Origin of the sequence: Fervidobacterium changbaicum (assembly GCF_004117075.1) — a bacterium.
Lineage (GTDB): Bacteria > Thermotogota > Thermotogae > Thermotogales > Fervidobacteriaceae > Fervidobacterium > Fervidobacterium islandicum.
This window is the reverse complement of record NZ_CP026721.1, coordinates 1,384,299-1,402,333: the sequence shown is the minus strand read 5'-3', so window position 1 is coordinate 1,402,333 and position 18,035 is coordinate 1,384,299. Positions and strand designations below refer to the sequence as shown.

The window sequence follows — 18,035 nt, the reverse complement described above, 5'->3', positions numbered from 1 at the left end:
AACAAGAAAATTAATGAAAGCGCCACACAAACCAAATATTAAATACAAGCTCGTTGTTTTATATTATTATACACCAAAACGATACGTGATGCAAATCTGAGCTAAGTACTATTTCTTTTCTTCTTTCTTTGCTTTATATATTTACGGATTCAATGCCCTCGTACGCTCTAACTTCCCAGTGAAGCTGCAAAATATCCAAGTGTTTAGTGATGAGCTAAACACAAATTTGAGCCAATCGTATCATTTCATTAACACTTGGATACTTGAAACTTTACGTTGGATATAGCAAAATATATGTGCAGCGACCCCCCTATCCCCCCTTGGAAGAGTTGAAAAACTTTTTCAAGACCCCCCGGATTGATAGACCGGGGGTATTTTTTTATTTCACTCTCCTGTGTGGTATAATTTCTTTGTGTTGGTCAAATAACATTGGAAAGGTGTTAATATGGCGGGGATAGGTTTTGAACTCAACAAATTACTGAGCAGGAATTCGTTCTTCTCTGACATATTTGGTTTTTTCTATTCAGCAAATGTAAGTGCTGGACCTTGGATAATGTCCTCAATTACTCTTGTTGTCATACAATTACTCATCCCTCAAAACGAAATCTCATTCTTCATCTCTGCAATTATATACACGTTCATTTTCTCCACAATACTCTTTGGAAGCGTATCCACTTCTGTAACAAGGTATCTGGCCGACTTGATATACAAAAAGGAATTTGAAAAGATTTACGAACTGTACGTTTCATCTCTGACGTATGCGGTTATTTCCTCTGCAACTTTCTTACTTGTTTTTTTCTTGCTCAACAAAATCACTGAGATTTGGAAGATATTTCTTTTTTCTTACTCTTTAACTGTTCTGACTATCATCTGGGTCCAAGTCATTTTCATAACAACGATAAGGGTTTTTACCCCTGTTGTCGTAAGTTTTCTCGTTGGTAGCTTACTAAGTTTACTGGGAAGTGTTTACCTTTTTAGGCTGAAAGGTGAATACTTTGCTTATCTGGGCTACAACTTAGGATTGATGTTAATAGCCTCTATGCTGCAGCCGTTTGTAAAACGCTACTTGTTTGTCAAAAATCCTGTCAACCACCCACCACTGAAGTGGCGGGCTTGTAAAAAGCCCTGGTTGACTACCCTCAGCCAATCGGCTACGTTAGGCTGGTCACGGCACCATGGAATGCTGCTCAAGTTCCATGCTCTGCCGTCTGACATTAAACAGTCCTGATGGGTAGGGACAGTGTGGCAAGACGTTAAAGCCAGCCTAACTTTGGGGATGAGCACCTAACTCCGATAGGAGGCTTACCGCAGGGTATTCGTGATTTCAAAAGATGGAAAACCACTCATGCCAACCAAAAGACATGGAAAGGTTAGAAGGCTCTTGAAACAAGGACTGGCAAAGGTAGTAAACAGAGAACCATTTACCATCCAGCTTTTGTACGAAACAACAAACTACACACAACCTGTTACTGTTGGAATAGACATAGGCTCTAAGGTTGTTGGTGTGTCTGCCATCACTGACAAGGAAGAGATATTCTCTGCACAAATCCAGCTCAGGCAAGACATCAGTAAATTATTGCTTGAGCGCAGGCAGCATAGAAGGTTCAGAAGATACAGAAAAACAAGATATCGCAAACCCAGATTTCTAAACAGACGAAAGGAAGATGGTTGGTTGCCTCCAAGTTTGCAGTGGAAGGTAGATGCGCACGTCAGGATAGTAAACAAGCTCAGCAAAATAATACCAATAACAAAAGTCGTTGTGGAAGTTGCACCATTTGATATCCAGAAAGTACAAAATCCAGACATAGAAGGAGAAGATTACCAAAACGGTCCGCAGAAAGGATTTGCTGATGTAAGAGAGTACTGCCTTTGGAGAGCTGGATATAAATCTGAGCTATCTGGAAAAACAGGGGTGTTAGAAGTCCACCATATCATTCCAAGAAGCGAAGGTGGCGCTGATACACCAAGCAATTTAATAGTGCTAACAACACAAGAACACAAAATGTTGCACGAAGGCAAGATAAAGATACCTAAATCTAGATTAGAACAAGTAAAGGTGCTTAAGGATGCAGCTCACGTTTCAGCAATTGGATGGTACATAGTTAACAAACTAAAGCAAAACTATCAAGTAGCAATTACTTATGGTAGCATTACGAAAGCAAGACGTGCCACGTATGGGCTTGAGAAGTCGCACAGAGATGACGCATTTGTGATAGCTGGTGGGAATATTCAAGAAAGAGCAAACGAGTGGTATTTTGGTAAACTCTTGAGAAGGCAAAACAGGTCGCTGCATAAAGCTAACCCAATTAAAGGTGGCAAACGGCCATTAAACACAATAAAACAAGTGAAGGGGTTTAGAAGGTTTGATAGAGTTGAGTGTGAAGGCAAAATAGGAATCGTATCAGGTTTAAGGAGTAGCGGATACTTTTCGATAAGTAGTCTTAATGGAGAAAAAATAAGCGATAGCGTAAAGTATACAAAGTTAAGGCTACTTGAGAGAGCCAAGACACTGATGTTCGAAAGGAGGGAAAGGGCTACTTGTTCATGGCTGAAGCCACGTGTGTCCGTAGCCAGACGTTATGAAATACCTTAGAATTTTGCAAAAAGCTCCACACATGGACGTAGCACTTTACGCAGGTCAAGCGCTCGAAGATATAGAAAACTATTTTGAAGAAAAGATTGCGAAATCCAAATCCGCGTACGATATAGAATCTTGTCTGATAATTTACAACTACCTAAGAACAGGTATTCCAAAAGGTGTTGTTAGAAAAGATCTGGAGGAACTTCTACGAAAGAAAATGGAAAACATAAGCGATCGGTTAGCTGAGTACTATGAAATCATGTATTATTTAACAAGCGACGAAAACTATTTTGTCAAAGGCTATGAAAAAACAAAAGACCCAAGGCTTTTGAGAAAATACCTTTTAGAAAAGCTTAGAAAAAGGGAATATTCCATCGTTAAAGCGTACCTTTCGGAATCAACCAGAAAACTCGTCTGCGAAGGGTAAGATGCGCCGTTTCCACCATCTTTCAGTATACAGGGAGGTGCTCCCAATGAATGAAATAAATAGAGAAGATTTTTTTGAAAATCGTTTTATCTTAGAAACACTCCCGCCGAGGGGAACGAACCCCGATAAGTACATCGCATTTTGCAAAGAAGCTGTGGATTACGGTGCACAAGTGATCGCAGTTACAGACCTACCAATGGGCAGTGCGAGGGTCTCGCCTATAGCACCTGCACACATGCTATCGGAATTGGGTTTCAATGTGTTAATGCATTTTTCAAGGACTACGAGAAATGCGATTCGAATAGAAGGAGACTTAATTGCTGTCCACATGCTTGGGATTAAGAACCTCTTGATTCTTTCAGGTGATGATCCAAGGGTTGGAACCTACCCGTTCTCATCGAGTATTGAAGACTTCAGCATATACGACGTGTTCAAATTAACTAAATTGCTCAACGAAAAAGGAGAAGACCTTGCAGGATTGAAGATCTATGGTTCTTTTTCATTTAACCCGGGTGGTGTTTTCAGTCCATTTGAAAAAGACTTGAACCAAACATTGGAAAGAATGGAGCTTAAAATACAAAACGGTTGCAGCTTCTTCGTCTCGCAACCCATTTTCAACGCCGATACTATAATCAAATTCCTCGAAAAGTCTGAAGCTGAGGAAATCTTTAAGAAAACCAAAATCTACATCGCCCTAATGGTCTTTGAATCGTTCCAGCAACTCGAACACTTCTCAAAGGTCCCAGGTGTCTACGTTCCGAAGGAATACTTCAGGCAAAAAGATGATTCGCACTTGGAAGAGTACTCAAAACACCAGTGTGTTTCCATTATCGAAAAACTTGCCCCATATGTTCATGGCTTTTATCTCACCTCAACAACAAGAAAGATGGAAACGATAAAAGTCGTCTCAGATGCTGTAATGTCGCAATATTAAGGACCAGAAGAGAGTGGAATAAAGAAGGAGTAGATACGAATGTACTACGCAGTGGCAATATCCAACTATTCTGAGAACAAACTCTTCGTATATGCCTCTTCGGAAGATATAGCCCTTGGTGAAAGGGTTGTTGTACCTTTTAGAAATAAAAAAAACCTAGCGTATGTAGTTCAGAAATTTGAAGGTATCGAAGAAATAACAGAAAGCAATTTAGAAGAAATTATAGACTTGGAAAGAACACACGTTGTTGCGTCCAAAATTCCCAAAATAACTGAACGATGTGATTACATCTCCTTCATCGACAATCAGCGCACAGCTACTTTTGTCAACTGCGCTCTGGGTTTAGGATATCCCATTGGTCGTCTATTCGACTTATCCTTCCCCCCTAGCTTTGACAAGTATTTCTCTCTTTTCGTCGAAAGCAACAGTCCACTGATCAACATACCTAAGATGAGATACGACGATTTCAAGAAAATGAGTAAAGCCAAAGAATACATCGAAAGCGGACTGGTCAGGATATACCGTGATTTTGAGTCTAAAAAACCCAGACCAAGAAGTAAGGAAGAATATGTGAGAATTATTATTCCGCCAGACGAATTGCCAAGACTTCGCCTGACGTCAAAACAATCGATAGTGGTCAATTATTTGCTTTTAAAAGGCACTGCAAAAGTTGATGAATTGCTCAACGATTTGGAAGATGAAAATGTCGAGAGGAGTGTTTTGGTACAACTGAAAAACAAGGGCATTGTTAAGATAAACGATGAACTAATCGCTGATGAAGAAAGCGGGCAGTTGGTCAGAAAATTGACAGAAGAACAATCAAAGATTGTAAAGAGCATTTTAGAGGAAATTGATGGCATTAGCGTGCGTTCAGAAAGCCTAAAACACATGGTTTTCGGACCAACAGGAAGTGGAAAAACGGAAGTTTATTTGGATGTGATCAGACACGCTCTGAACTTTGGTAGTGTGATCTATCTAGTTCCGGAGATTTCACTAACCGAACAAACCATTGCAAGATTAAGGAAACACTTTCCAGATGTTCCGATAGGAGTTTACCACAGCTATCAAACGGATGCGAAGAGGGTAGAAATTTGGGCTAAGGCGGTAAAAGGCGAGCTCGGTATCCTCGTTGGTCCCAGAAGTGCGTTTTTTGTTCCAATGAGAAATTTGAAACTCGTCATAGTTGACGAAGAACACGACGAAGGTTATTACAACAACAGCGAACCTTTTTACGATGTCAGAAAACTGCTCCAGTATTTTCCAATCCCAGTTATATTTGGCTCTGCAACTCCTCACCTTGAGACATACAAACTTGCAAAAGATGGTATCTACCAATTCCATGTGCTAACAAAAAGGTTCAACGTAGAACTACCTGAAGTTGAAATCATCGACATGAGAAAAGAGAAGAAATCGACACCATCTATATCGAAAACGTTGCGCGAAGAGATCGAAAGCGTTTTGAACGACGGTATGTCTGCCTTAATATTCACACGAAGGAAGGGGTTTTCAAGGGTCCAATGTGCTGTATGTGGTTACATAGCAAAGTGCGATAACTGTGACGTATCGATGACGTACCACTCAGATGCGGGAAAACTGAAATGCCATCTATGTGGTTTAGAAAAACCTGTTCCGAGCGTGTGCCCTGTCTGTGGTTCGCAAATATTCACCGATAAAGGTACCGGGACCGAAAAGGTCGAAAGAGAACTCAGAGAACTCTTCCCGGGGAAAAACATCGGTCGCATAGATGCAGAAATAATTGATACACCTGAGAAATTGAAAAAGGTTCTGGAAGACCTCCGAGAAGGAAAGTTGGAAATCGTTACGGGAACGAAGATGATAACAAAGGGGCTTGACATCTACCGCATAGGTCTTGTCGGAATCATCGACGTCGATGCACTGATATTTTATCCTGATATAAATGCGCCTCTGCGAACATTTCAACTACTTGTCCAAGTAATCGGCAGAGCAGGAAGAAAACAAAAAGGGAAAGCGGTTATACAAACCTACGATCCGAGCAATCCGGTCATCATTTACGCGAGTGCGCAAGACGTTACGGGATATTACGAACGAGAATTGGCGCTAAGAAAAGAACTAAGCTATCCACCTTTTGCCGATGTCGTTCATGTCATGTACTCAAACCAGTCAGAAGAAATAGCCAGAGAAACGATAGATGCTGTCTACAAAGATATTTCAAATGCTGAAGGACTGTATATTGAAATACTTGGTCCATCGGAACATCCAATATTTAAAGTGGCGAATAAATATCGCTACCAGTTTTTTGTCAAAACTGTGCATTCGTCAAGAATAGTCCGGTTACTGAACGAAATTAAGACCAAATACCCAGGTGATTGGATTGTAAGGCTCAATCCTCCGGAAATTTAATCGAACCAATGTCGAAAGGGAATGCCTGAATTAAATTAAAAAGCCGCCCTTCTCGAAGGCGGCTTTTTCCTTCACTTTCTTGATTTGCTCAAAATCGTCCCAACTGAAATTGCGGCCAGGATAATTATAACCCCCCAGCTTGAAAGCATGAATGCCAACGCTTGGGTACTCATCATTTCTCACCTGCCCTGTCTACTTGCATATTTTTTAACGCGTTGTAAATTGTGATGAAACATAGCACAAACAGGAAGACCATAACTGCCCTTGCAGCGAAAACCCAAGGAATCAAATTTGGATAATTCTTCGCAAAGTCAGGTACCAATTTTAGATAACCATTTCTGGCGTACTCAACGGTTGAGAATACAAGCAATATCACTATAAATGCAGGTGTGATTAGTTTCATGACTATGGAATAGAACCATCTCGGTATCTTCCAGTAGCTCCCCTTGTTGACCTCTTCCAATCCCTTCTCTTTGAAAAGCCAGACCGCCGTGATTATTTCTATAAGTCCCAAAAGAACTAACAAGTAAGAACCAACCCAGTTATCCAGTTCCGTTAGATATAACAGTTCACTCGTTTTTGTGAGAATTGGCTCCAACGCTACAGGCAAACCGGCGATAACGTAGAGTGCAAATATCAACGTCGAACCTTTCTTTCTATCGATGTTAAATTGCTCTTCTAGGAAAGCGACCAGATAGTTGAACATCGCTATTGAACTTGTTATGCCAGCAAAGAAGAGCAACAAGAACCAAAATGTTCCAACGATGCTGCCTCCAACCATCGATCTGAATACATTAGGCAGAGCTATGAACGAAAGCCCCACACCACTTTTCAAACCATCCGGTCCAAGGAACGTGAACGCTATAGGTATCACTACCGTTCCGGCAAGGATTACCTCCGCAAACTCATTAAGCGAAGCAGTTGCAACAGCGGATGTTACGATATCATCCTCATCTTTCAGATAAGACGCGTAATTTTGTATTATTCCCATTCCAAGTGAAAGTGTGAAAAATATCTGACCAGCTGCCGCAAGTGTGGCCGACCAATTCAGTTCATTCCAGCGCGGTGACCATAAGAAGTCCAGCCCTTTAATCGGCGTCCATTCTGTTTTAACAGGTGTGCCGAGAGTGAGAGCTCTGATAAGAAGAATTAATGCAAAGATATATATTGAAGGCATCGCAATCTTTGCGAGCCTTTCCAAACCTTTTTGCACGCCACCGCGAGCTATGTACTACAGCATTGCTAAGGTTATGAGCCAAAAGGTGAATACAAGCCATGGACTTTGGATATAGTTTACAAAGTAAGCTCCTGTATCAATCGAAGGATCCATGTACCCACCAGTTGCGGTCAACCAAGCATACCCAAGTGTCCAGCCAATAATATGGTTATAGTACGAATTCAAAAGCACAACAATCAAAAGTGCAAACGCACCAGCTAACGAACCAAGAAATAGAGCCACCTTTTTAGTAGTACCTTCTTTGGCTTGAAGATAAACCATCGGTCCTATCGTACCATAACCGTACCGGCCGCCGTAACGCCCCATAGACCACTCTATAATCAGAAGAGGTATTCCCATGAACAACAGTGCAGCGAAATAGGGTATCATAAAAGCGCCACCACCGTTCTTGGCTGCTTGGTATGGAAATCTCCAAAAATTCCCCAAACCTATGGCGTTACCAGCCATCGCAAGAATCAGTCCTAACTTACTGCCCCAGTGTTCCCTTTCGTGTGAGCTCAACTTAGTAACCTCACCAGCTTTCTTTACCGACTTGTTCTTAGCCATAACTACCCACACCTCCCAAAAGTCTTGAGGATTAACAAAACAGAGAAAACAAAACAAGAAAAGCAAATGGCTTCAAGTTTATATCATGAGGAATTACAAGAATATCTTATCTTAAGTATTACGAACTTTCAATTACAAAACAAAGTTTCAGTCTCCTAAAAATCGACAATTTTGAAGTTGTTAGACAGTAGCAATTTTCTTCACCGAAAGTCTCATAAGTAGAAAAAAGCCACCTTTCACAAATTCTTTACAAAAGGTGGCTTTTCTAATTTATACTTGTGTTTGTTTAATTTTTTATTTTCTTTTCTTAAATGTCTAAACTAGTGACCTTCGAAACATGAATCAATAAATTCCTGTTTTACTGATCAGTTTCGAAGATTTCGTTCAAGTATTTCATAAGGTAGCCTCTGCGCTCTTTCGCAAATTCTTTCATCCACTCCACAGATTCTTCCCATGTATCCGTTTCTGGTTTTCCCCAACGTTTGGAATGAAAAGCTATCTCTGTGCTTATTCTCTTTGCATGTTCGTCTATAATATTAATCACCCTATTCTTATTAAACACTACATTGATTATATAATCAAACCGCTCGAGGAATTTCTTTTTAAATTCCTCGTTTTCAAGTATTTTTCTGAAAAGAATGGTTGAAGTTGCTCCGACTGTTAGTATATGTGGTGCATTCGGGTCACCATACATCGCAGCTTTTAATGTGTTGTGCGACGGTTCCCAAAAGGAAAGGTCCATATCGTACATCATCCATCTCCACTTTCCATCACCGAAAGTCCTATTCTCAGGCTTTAATACCCTCCAGAGCCTTTCGTTATTACCAGGCCAATCCATATTGCCTGCTATGATTTCGGCTATATAGTAATCAATATAGCTATCAATATCAATAACCTGAGAAATGAAAACGTAGTTTTCAGGTTTTGAGAGATCGTTGTCTCGAACAAACTCCGCAAGTTTGACAAAGCTTTCTTGGCTGCCTTCTTTTCCATCCTGGATACTTAGATCACCGTTTATAATCACTGTGTTTTTTTCAGTCACACCGTGTTTAACTTGCAAATACCTTTGGTCGTAGTATTCCATTAAATACGTTATGCCCTAGTATTCTCCGTTGATGTAATGTACAACAGGATAATTATCTTGTGTATCAAATTTCAGACCTTTGAAGATCTCTTGAACTGCCGAATCTCTGATATAGGTGTCTTCCCAATCGTTGCCAGAATTCCTCAAGACCAATTTCTTGTAACCAGCTCTCCCGAAAAACGGATAAGTGAACTCCCCTTCCTTGTTCCTTGCATATAGTCTCAATGATTTTATCGGGAGGCTCCTAGTAAACTCACCGTGAATTCTCAAACCTATGTCAGTTCGATACAGGAGTTTGCCGTTTTCGAAATATTCCATAACAGCTGCTCGTTCCCATTCATTTCCTCTTTGATGATAGTTTCCAGTCCAATACGGATTGGTGGGATCAAAAAGTTTCCCTGGTACATAAATTCCTTTTTCCTCATCAAAAAGGTTCGAAGGTTCTGTGATTATCGATACAACCGGCAAATCATGACGAATTCCGACGAAATAACTCCGTACTGCACTATCTGTGACCTTTCCGTCTACAACTTCGATAATCCTTAGAACCGTTGCCTTTTTGAAATCACCTTGTGGCTTTTGCCAAAGTGGCGATGTTGGTATGTACATCAATGTGTTATAGTAGCTTTCGGTTACGGGGATACCATTTTTATACCGAAATGTCCCTTCTCTTCCCAAAACAGGCTCGCTACCGTCAATAGTATAATAAATTAGCCCACCAACCGTAGATTTGATTTCTAACGTGAATGGATGATCGTAAAATCCTGACTCGTGAGAAATTATGAGTTGCGAATATCCCACCGATGAAATTACTGCGGTAAAGAAAAGTATAACGATCAAACAACTAAAGATGTTGAGTTTACCCGGCATATCAGCACCCCCCGGGCACGATTTTTGATACCACAGAACCTATCAAAAGAGCTTATCTGTATGCCCTTATCCAAAACTCGTAGACAACGGCTGTTCCGTCTAGCCGAACTTTTGGTTGCTTTGAGATCTCCTCTAAAACAACCGCAGGAATTTCGTACTTAGGTTTAATGAATATCATGTACCCTTCGCCAGAAACCTTGTATCCCACCTCGTATCTTTCAGCCAAGTGTTTTTCCATGTATCCTTTGGAATAAATTGAGTCAGAGTTTAACGTCGATATTTTAAACCCACCACTTATATAACTTCTAGCAGCTTGTTCTACGACTTTAAGCTCATTGTATATATCTTCAGCAGTCAATCCCAAATTTTCTAACGAAGTGGTATCAGATTGTGTTGTCGTTGCAAGAGGTACCAACAATATGCCAGTTGCTTCCTCGGTTTCGGTTTCAAGTACCTTCGTTCCGGTTGTAGTGGTTTTTATCTCTTCTGCACTTCTGGGAACACTTTGAGTATAAGTTTCTTGTGCGGAACTCTCTTGGTAAGTGGAAAGTGGAACCTCCGAGGAAGTTTCCATCCCCACGTTTTGAGACTCAGTGGAAGCTCTGGTTTCGCTAAATTCTGCTGGCTGTTGAGAATATTGCCAATCCCATTTTATTTGTCTTTTGGAAGACACTGAAATGATAAATACTAAACCGATCAGTAGGAAAACGATAACTAACTTTGCAACCTCTTCCAAACCAATCCCCCCAAAATCATATTTTCTCACTTTGCCAAATCAGATTTTGGCAAGAACTCTCTTATTATACCCAAAATTGAGACAATAGCAAAAAGAAAGCTAACAGTTATAGAGAAAAGCACATTCTTGGTTAGTAATACGGTGAAATCATTGTCTGCGGGGAAAAGCTGTGCCATGCGAAGTAGATACACAGATTTATAGATCGGAATCACGTTCAAAATCCTCTTACCGAACTCTGGTAAAGACGAGACGGATGTCAAAGAGCCACTTGAAAAAAGCAGAAGAATACTGAAGATCGTTGAGATGAGATTTGACGTCATCGAGCTTTTAGAAAGTACCGATATTGTGATTCCGAGTGATGTGTGGAAAAGGGCGTTTATCAGGATGATAATTAGGACCACAGTCCAGTTCACAGAAAAACCGTTTGCAAAAAACATCGCGTACGAAATTAGACCGGCAACAAAAGATATTACGAAAGTAGTCGTGAACTTTGCAAAGTAATAATTAATGGATTTGACTTTACCAAGGGAATAATAAATAAATAACCCTCGTTCTCTGTCATTCACAATACTACCTGCTCCTAACAACATGCCTGCAAACATCGTTATTAGAAGCATCAAACTCGGTGCAAATACTTGGCTGAAGTTCACTTCCCTATCCGTTACAAGACTTGGAGCAGGTACATTCGAAGAAGTGTACATCTGTTGCAATACCTTCGGATTGAAGAAAGGTCCTCCGCTTAAATCTTCAAAAAGTTTCTTAAAAACGAGGTACGCCGCCGCTGACAGTTGTGTGTCTACAGGACTTGGAACGTACTTGATTTGTGTTTGTCTTGCCGAAAATAGAGATGTGGTAAAATCTCTTGGAATAATGACAACCGCATGAAGTTCACCACTTTTTAATTTCTCTACATAATCTGCACCAACGTATTGTATTGTTTGCCCATGAAATAGGGACATAACTACACCGACTGTAAATTTCGAAAGTGGAGATTTATCCTCGCTGTACACCCCTATCTTCAAGTTATTGGCACCGAACGAATTAAAAAACACACTACCGAGCAGGACAAAAAGAACCGGCAATGCTAACAACACCACATAAGTCATGGGGCGGGAAAAGATTCTCTTAAACTCCAATTTAAGCAACATCAGTTTCAGCCACCTTTCAGAGACGTTCTCTGATTCCAAAAGCGTTTGGTAAAGAATTAAAACTTATAGCGTAACGCAAAACTTAGCTCAATATTTGTGAACGTTCTTTCGTAATCTCCTTCAACTCTTTGGAGATCAGGTGTGAAAGGTCCAAACAAAGAAATGCCAATGTTGTAGCTAACAAATAAAAGCATATCTGGAAAGTTTCTCAAATCGATCGGTAATTGGGCAAAAAGTCCTAAGGAACCTATCAAATTCACGTTTGATACGCTATTATAATGTTTGAAATCGTTGGTTGTAAAATCGGCAAAGTTTGAAGAGCTTCCAACAAGCAAACTCACCGTTTCCAGTTCAGCTCCTATCTTTCCGGAAAAGCCAAATATAATACCCTTTTTCATACCGCCGATAAGCGTTTCAATTAACTTAGCACTAATATCGTAACTTACACCGATAACTCCGTACCTAAGTTCTGAAAATGGAAGATAGTTAAAAATCGTGCTCTTTAATGTAAAACTGTTGGAAAGCAACGAAGGATTTCTTGGATTTGCATTCGACTCGAATGAATAAAAAACAGCGACACTATCAAAAAATGACAATTCATGTCCAGAATTTTTGATAAATTTCTGTGCCATAGGAGAAGGTTGAATGTAACCCAGTCCGTACCAGTCAGCAAACGAATTCGTGTACGAAAATACAAAAATAGAACATAGAAAAATGGAAGTCATAAGAACCAGCATAAGAATGTGCTTTGAAAAAGTGTTGTGCTTTATACCCATACTTTTTCCCTCCTGTACCAATAAAATGCAAAACTTGGGATGCACCAATTTTTAATTATATCATAATTTGCGCTGAGTACTTTCCCCCTTGAAATTTTTCGAGTATATGGTACAATCTTAACGCAAAGACAGAAAAAAGAGTTTTAACGTTCGCTTAATTTTTGAAGATGTAATTGATCGCTGATGATTATGCGGAGAGATGGCCGAGTGGTCGAAGGCGCTTGCCTGCTAAGCAAGTGTGGAGGTTTCTCCACCGAGGGTTCGAATCCCTCTCTCTCCGCCAAAACCGGGAGGTTTTGGGTGATGAGCTTGACTTATCTCATCACCCATTTTTGAATGCTTAGAAATAAGACGTGCCCGTAGCTCAACTGGATAGAGCGTCAGACTGCGGATCTGGAGGTTGTGGGTTCAAGTCCCGCCGGGCACGCCAAATATGGCAAATACAAAGGTATTCCAAAAGCTACACCTTCTGTGGTGTAGCTTTTTTCTTTTTATGGTATAATTCTTTATGGTTCTTTGTCATTTCTTCATAAAATGATTCAAAGAGGGGGATGGTTCTGAAGAACGCAATAATATTTTCGATAGGCAACGAACTTGTTGAGGGGCTTATCTTAGATACAAATTCAAAATACTTAAGCGAAAAGTTGAAAAAACTAGGATATTACGTTATTCGCATAGAGACCTTACCAGACAGATTCGATGTTCTAGTCGAAAGGTTCAAAACAGGCCTTCTTGAAGTTGATTTACTCATAACAACCGGCGGTTTGGGACCTACAGAAGATGATTTGACAAGAGAGGCGCTAGCAGAAGCACTTGGACGAAAGCTCATTTTGGACGAAAATATAGCACAAGAGCTGATAGAACGGGCCTTAAAATACTACGGAAAAGCCCCAGAGAGTGTAAAAAAGCAAGCCATGGTTATCGAAGGAGCGAAGGTACTGGATAATCCTGTCGGAACTGCTCCTGGTCAAATGATTGAGTTTGATGGAAAAGCTGTTGTTATCTTGCCCGGTCCTCCCGCTGAAATGATACCGATCTTTGAAAACATCACCGAGAAATTAAAAGCCGATGATGCGCTGTACACAAGAAGAATAAAAACGATAGGCATTCCCGAAGCTGTATTGATGGATGATTTCAAGGATGTAATCTACTCCAACCCAAATATTACCGTGGCAACTATGGCTTCGTATGAAAGAGGGGTCGAGGTCAGGCTTACCGGAAGTAAATCTTTGAAGGAAGAAATAGATAAAATCGCCCTCAAACTGATAGAAGCCTTGGGCGAGAACGTCTATGCAACTGACGACGATAACATCGAGGATGTTGTGTATAAGCTCTTAAGTGAGAATGGTTTGACAATTTCTTTTGCCGAGTCTTGTACTGGTGGTATGATTTCTTCAAAGTTTGTTGATATTCCGGGAGTTTCAAAGGTGTACAACGGTTCTGTTGTGGCCTACTCGAATGAAGTTAAAATATCCCTCTTAAACGTTCCAGAAACCATAATTAGCACTTATGGAGCTGTTAGTGAAGAGTGTGTCAAGTTCATGGCTGAGAACGTTAGAAGAATCCTTAAAAGTGATTTTGCCGTTGCGGTTTCAGGCATAGCAGGTCCTACTGGCGGCTCTGAAGCAAAACCTGTGGGGACCGTTTGTTTTGCTTTTTCGTCTGATTCGTTCACACACACGGTAACACACAATTTGAGAGGCAATCGAGAGATGGTGAGAAAAAGGAGTACACTTCTTGCATTTGATATAGCGAGGAGAGGGATTTTAAGATGGCTAAGACAAAGAGAAACTTCCAAAGAGTAACCATTAAAGACGTGGCTCAGTATGCTAAAGTTGGTGTTGGAACTGTTTCAAGAGTTCTCAACAACAGTCCACACGTTGACCAATTCACAAGACAGCGGGTATTGGAAGCGATAAAGACTTTAGGATACGTTCCTAATCCCCATGCAAGGCGATTATCCACGGGTTCAAGTGAGCTTATAACCGTCATCACTCCCGAAATGAAGGGAGACTTTTATCAAATCCTGATGTCTGCGATAGATGAAGTGCTCTTCAAATACGGTTACTCTTCGCTTTTGTATCCACTCTACAACGAAAAAAAGTACGAAGCGTTGAAGAAATCTTCCGATATAATCCTCTCCACTGATGGCCTGATAGTTGATGCAGTAAGCGTTGACAGAGTGTTAAGTAACATCATTAATCCTCAAACTCCTGTTGTCTGCATCGAACAAGATTCAGAAGACTACGATTCGATAATGGTGGACAATTATTACGGTGGCGTTATAGCAGGAGATTACTTTGCGGACTTAGATATGGATATCTTTGTGGTAACTCACAGGAAAAGTCATGAACTCGAAAGCACGGTTTTCGACGAGCGACTCGAAGGTTTCCAAGAATCGCTTGAAAAAAAGGGTAGAAGTATAGACAAAGTTTACTACGTCCCACTTGACTGGGAAAGCACTTTCGAAGTTGCTCGCCGGATATTCTACAGGTTCAAGCGGTGTGCCATCTTTACAACAACAGACTATCTGGCCGTTCCAATAATAGAAGTCGCAAGAACAATGGGATTAAAAGTTGGCGAGGATGTTCGGGTGTGCGGGTTCGATGATCTACCCATCGCTCAAATTCTCGAAATCACCACGGTTAAACAGCCAATCGCAGAAATGGGACGATTGGCAGCAGAAACTGTTGTAAAGCGCATTGCCGGAAAGTTGAAAGAAAAACCAAAGAAATACATCTTAAAACCCGAGCTTGTAGTAAGAGCTACGTAGAGTATTTCTTGGACAAAACAAGAATTGGAGGTTGAAAGAAATTGAAAATAGCAGTGCTACTTGGTGGAATATCAAGGGAACGGGAAATTTCTATCAGAAGTGGAAAGAGAATAGCTCAAGCGTTGAAAAAGTTTGGACATGAAGTGGATGAGATAGATTTCACTTTGGCGTATATGGAAAACCTAAAACAACTGAAGAACTACGACGCTATTTTCAATATTTTGCACGGCACATTTGGTGAGGATGGGCACCTTCAGGCTATTCTCGACGCGCTTGAGGTACCTTACACAGGTTCTGGAATGGAAACGAGTATGATTGCATTTGATAAATACATCTGCAATCTATACGTCCAAGATGTAGCACACGTGCCGAAGTTTTTACTGCTAACTCGACAAGAATTCACCCAACATGGAATTGAAAAGGTAAAGCAACAGATAGGACTCCCATGTGTAATAAAGCCAAGGAAAGAAGGTTCGAGCATAGGGACTCATATATGCTTTTCAGAAGCAGAACTATTGAGTAACTTGAATTGTGAATTTCAAAACTACGAGGAAATGATAGTTCAAGAATATGTGAAAGGTACTGAAATCACCGTTTCAATAATAGATATCGACGGTGTCCCGTCCGTCCTACCAATTTTAGAACTCCGCCCAAAAAAACTTTTCTACGACTACGAAGCCAAATACACAGATGGGATGACGGAATTTGTAATTCCCGCACAAATCGGTGAAGAAATGACAAAAACCGTCGAGAATATCGCGCTGAGAATCTACAATAAACTCGGTTGCAAACACTTTGCTAGGGTTGATGGTATCATCAGCAACGGCACATTTTATTTCCTAGAAGTTAACACCTTACCAGGCATGACTGAACTGAGTGATTTACCCATGTCCGCAAAGGCCTATGGCCTGAGTTTCGAAGAATTGGTAAATACTATCATCAATGAAGCATACAAAAATCCACCTTTCGAACATTGGATAAGGAAAAAATAATAGAAGGGATGGAAAAATGCGCAATTCATTCATTGTGAAAAAATCCAAATTTGACCGTAAGCTATCAAACAAGATTTCAATGTACATCGTGATGGTAATTTTTTTAATGTTGAGCCTCTTGCTCGGACTTATTTTGGACACTTTACTTGGGACCATAGTGCTTTTCACTATCATTTTTGGTCTCTTTTCCTTGTTCCAAGTGATCTTTGGCTTATCGGTTGTCGGAAAGATAATCGTGAGGCTTATGAGCTTGAGAAACAACAACAAAACCCAAGACATCGAAATTGAAACCGCTGGGCACATATTAAGTGAGATAAAGGAGTCTTTGAATTTGAAATCTGACGTTGATTTAATGCTAATAGAATCTTCCTGTATAAATGCTCTTTCTGTTGGGCGCGGAGAACACACTCATACGGTGTGCATCACGAAAGGAGCTTTGGAGAAACTTGAAATAGATGAATTGAAGGCATTACTTCTTCACGAGTTGTACCACATAACCCAAAAAGACACGGATTACCTAACAACGGTCAGTGGAACTTTTGGAAGTCCGATGCTTATCTATAAGCTTTCACGCGAGAAGTTATTAAAGCTGAAAAGGAATTGGAATGATAATAAAATTAGCACAAAAGAATTTATAAATAGCTTGCTTTTACATTCCTTAATAATAGGATTTTCTATTCTCTTTATACCACTAAGTTTTCTCTCTAATGTCTTTGTAAGCGTAAGAAAAGAATTCGATGCTGACCTTTTTGCCTCAGAATTGGCTGGAAAAGATGCCGTGATCAGCTTGCTTTCCAAAGCAAAAGAAAACTGCCAGAAGTTCGATACAGAATTTTCTTTCATAAGGTATCACTTCTTCGTTCATCCACACTGTGCAGATGCAAAAGGTAAGGTGAATTTCATATCGGGCACATATCCTTCAATTGACGAGAGAATAAAGAAATTACAAGACATCTGAAGAAAGAGAGGTTTGAGATAATGCCAAATTTAGTAGCTCACCTAAGGATAGGTATGATTTCCTACCCCATTTTTTTGTTAATCTACGGCATAGTAGCAAAACTTTTGGGCTACGAATTTTCTCCAGCACCTGTTGAAATTGCTATCAGCTACGCTGTGTTTATCTTGGGAAGCGATCTGCCGGACTTGGATAGTTCGAATGCACCACTTAGGAATTTCACAAAATCAATTTCTTTGGCCTTTGCTATATACGTCTTCACAGCTTTTATATACGATAAATTAGGCGCAATTGAACAATTGTCAGTAGTTCCGAAAGAAATTGTATTAGCATTTTCTGTTGCAATATCCATGCTCATAGGCCTTGGGCTTATTAACCTATTTCTCTCATTACCAATATTTTCGCACAGGGGTTTTGCACACTCAGTTACATTTGCAGCAATCTATGGTTTTCTTGTGTACCTTTTCGCATCACCGAAAAGCAGCTCAGCTATATTCTTCGGTATCAGCGCATTTTCAGGAGTTATGGTCCACATGATAGCCGATTACATAGGCAACCCAGCAAAGATTTTCAAACTGTACTAAAAAAGGAGGA

15 protein-coding genes, 2 tRNA genes and 1 pseudogene are annotated in these 18,035 nt (G+C 40.3%); 12 read left to right on the top strand and 6 right to left on the bottom strand.

The window, feature by feature from the left end; translation table 11 throughout:
• Positions 1-445 precede the first annotated feature (445 nt).
• The 5 genes from pelG (at position 446) to priA (ending at position 6,324) form a co-directional block, all read left to right on the top strand.
• Positions 446-1,228, top strand: a complete 783-nt coding sequence (gene pelG / locus CBS1_RS06540) for an exopolysaccharide Pel transporter PelG (protein WP_241685497.1) — start codon at positions 446-448, stop codon at positions 1,226-1,228.
• A 90-nt stretch (positions 1,229-1,318) separates the two neighbouring features.
• Complete coding sequence (gene iscB, locus CBS1_RS06535; protein WP_241685496.1) at positions 1,319-2,593, top strand: RNA-guided endonuclease IscB; 1,275 nt, start codon at positions 1,319-1,321, stop codon at positions 2,591-2,593.
• Positions 2,580-3,008: a hypothetical protein gene (locus tag CBS1_RS06530; protein WP_176759467.1), complete on the top strand. Its 429-nt coding sequence runs from the start codon at positions 2,580-2,582 to the stop codon at positions 3,006-3,008. The genes iscB and CBS1_RS06530 overlap by 14 nt, the downstream gene beginning before the upstream one ends.
• A gap of 46 nt (positions 3,009-3,054) precedes the next feature.
• Entirely contained in the window at positions 3,055-3,942 is an 888-nt protein-coding gene (locus CBS1_RS06525) for a methylenetetrahydrofolate reductase (RefSeq protein ID WP_090221775.1), read from the top strand.
• Positions 3,943-3,981: 39 nt separating this feature from the next.
• Positions 3,982-6,324: a replication restart helicase PriA gene (gene priA, locus CBS1_RS06520; RefSeq protein WP_090221772.1), complete on the top strand. Its 2,343-nt coding sequence runs from the start codon at positions 3,982-3,984 to the stop codon at positions 6,322-6,324.
• A gap of 172 nt (positions 6,325-6,496) precedes the next feature.
• Here the strand turns inward: priA and CBS1_RS10665 are convergent, their stop codons facing one another.
• The 6 genes and pseudogenes from CBS1_RS10665 to CBS1_RS06495 form a co-directional block, all read right to left on the bottom strand.
• A complete protein-coding gene (locus CBS1_RS10665) occupies positions 6,497-7,537 on the bottom strand; it encodes an SLC5/6 family protein (RefSeq protein WP_241685495.1) in 1,041 nt (346 codons plus the stop codon).
• Positions 7,538-7,555: 18 nt separating this feature from the next.
• A complete protein-coding gene (locus tag CBS1_RS10660; protein WP_241685494.1) occupies positions 7,556-8,107 on the bottom strand; it encodes an SLC5/6 family protein in 552 nt (183 codons plus the stop codon).
• A gap of 358 nt (positions 8,108-8,465) precedes the next feature.
• Positions 8,466-10,061: pseudogene (locus tag CBS1_RS06510) on the bottom strand (CotH kinase family protein).
• A 52-nt stretch (positions 10,062-10,113) separates the two neighbouring features.
• Entirely contained in the window at positions 10,114-10,797 is a 684-nt protein-coding gene (locus CBS1_RS06505) for a hypothetical protein (protein ID WP_090221771.1), read from the bottom strand.
• A 26-nt stretch (positions 10,798-10,823) separates the two neighbouring features.
• Complete coding sequence (locus CBS1_RS06500) at positions 10,824-11,849, bottom strand: ABC transporter permease (protein ID WP_407918640.1); 1,026 nt, start codon at positions 11,847-11,849, stop codon at positions 10,824-10,826.
• 152 nt (positions 11,850-12,001) lie between these two features.
• Complete coding sequence (locus CBS1_RS06495; protein WP_090221770.1) at positions 12,002-12,721, bottom strand: hypothetical protein; 720 nt, start codon at positions 12,719-12,721, stop codon at positions 12,002-12,004.
• Between the two features lie 193 nt (positions 12,722-12,914).
• On the opposite strand from CBS1_RS06495, the gene CBS1_RS06490 reads away from it, so the two are divergent.
• From CBS1_RS06490 to CBS1_RS06460, 7 genes are all read left to right on the top strand, one after another.
• A tRNA-Ser gene (locus CBS1_RS06490) sits at positions 12,915-13,004 on the top strand.
• A gap of 70 nt (positions 13,005-13,074) precedes the next feature.
• Positions 13,075-13,151, top strand: a tRNA-Arg gene (locus tag CBS1_RS06485).
• 121 nt (positions 13,152-13,272) lie between these two features.
• Entirely contained in the window at positions 13,273-14,526 is a 1,254-nt protein-coding gene (locus CBS1_RS06480; protein ID WP_236938364.1) for a competence/damage-inducible protein A, read from the top strand.
• Positions 14,493-15,494 carry a LacI family DNA-binding transcriptional regulator gene (locus tag CBS1_RS06475; RefSeq protein WP_033192302.1) on the top strand — a complete coding sequence of 334 codons (1,002 nt, stop codon included), beginning with the start codon at positions 14,493-14,495 and terminating at the stop codon, positions 15,492-15,494. The genes CBS1_RS06480 and CBS1_RS06475 overlap by 34 nt, the downstream gene beginning before the upstream one ends.
• A 41-nt stretch (positions 15,495-15,535) precedes the next feature.
• On the top strand, positions 15,536-16,486 hold the full coding sequence (locus CBS1_RS06470) for a D-alanine--D-alanine ligase (RefSeq protein ID WP_033192301.1): 951 nt from the start codon (positions 15,536-15,538) through the stop codon (positions 16,484-16,486).
• 16 nt (positions 16,487-16,502) lie between these two features.
• Positions 16,503-17,444 (top strand): M48 family metallopeptidase, encoded by a 942-nt coding sequence (locus CBS1_RS06465; RefSeq protein ID WP_033192300.1) that lies wholly within the window; start codon positions 16,503-16,505, stop codon positions 17,442-17,444.
• 20 nt (positions 17,445-17,464) lie between these two features.
• Positions 17,465-18,025 (top strand): metal-dependent hydrolase, encoded by a 561-nt coding sequence (locus CBS1_RS06460; RefSeq protein WP_033192299.1) that lies wholly within the window; start codon positions 17,465-17,467, stop codon positions 18,023-18,025.
• The last annotated feature ends 10 nt before the right edge of the window (positions 18,026-18,035 follow it).

Bases quoted from the DNA above. Each gene is read 5' to 3' on its own strand.
- priA (WP_090221772.1), top strand. From the start codon at position 3,982: ATGTACTACGCAGTGGCAATATCCAACTATTCTGAGAACAAACTCTTC.
- CBS1_RS06460 (WP_033192299.1), top strand. From the start codon at position 17,465: ATGCCAAATTTAGTAGCTCACCTAAGGATAGGTATGATTTCCTACCCC.
- CBS1_RS06525 (WP_090221775.1), top strand. From the start codon at position 3,055: ATGAATGAAATAAATAGAGAAGATTTTTTTGAAAATCGTTTTATCTTA.
- CBS1_RS06465 (WP_033192300.1), top strand. From the start codon at position 16,503: ATGCGCAATTCATTCATTGTGAAAAAATCCAAATTTGACCGTAAGCTA.
- pelG (WP_241685497.1), top strand. From the start codon at position 446: ATGGCGGGGATAGGTTTTGAACTCAACAAATTACTGAGCAGGAATTCG.
- CBS1_RS06475 (WP_033192302.1), top strand. From the start codon at position 14,493: ATGGCTAAGACAAAGAGAAACTTCCAAAGAGTAACCATTAAAGACGTG.
- CBS1_RS06530 (WP_176759467.1), top strand. From the start codon at position 2,580: ATGAAATACCTTAGAATTTTGCAAAAAGCTCCACACATGGACGTAGCA.
- CBS1_RS10660 (WP_241685494.1), bottom strand. From the start codon at position 8,107: ATGGCTAAGAACAAGTCGGTAAAGAAAGCTGGTGAGGTTACTAAGTTG.
- CBS1_RS06480 (WP_236938364.1), top strand. From the start codon at position 13,273: ATGGTTCTGAAGAACGCAATAATATTTTCGATAGGCAACGAACTTGTT.
- CBS1_RS06495 (WP_090221770.1), bottom strand. From the start codon at position 12,721: ATGGGTATAAAGCACAACACTTTTTCAAAGCACATTCTTATGCTGGTT.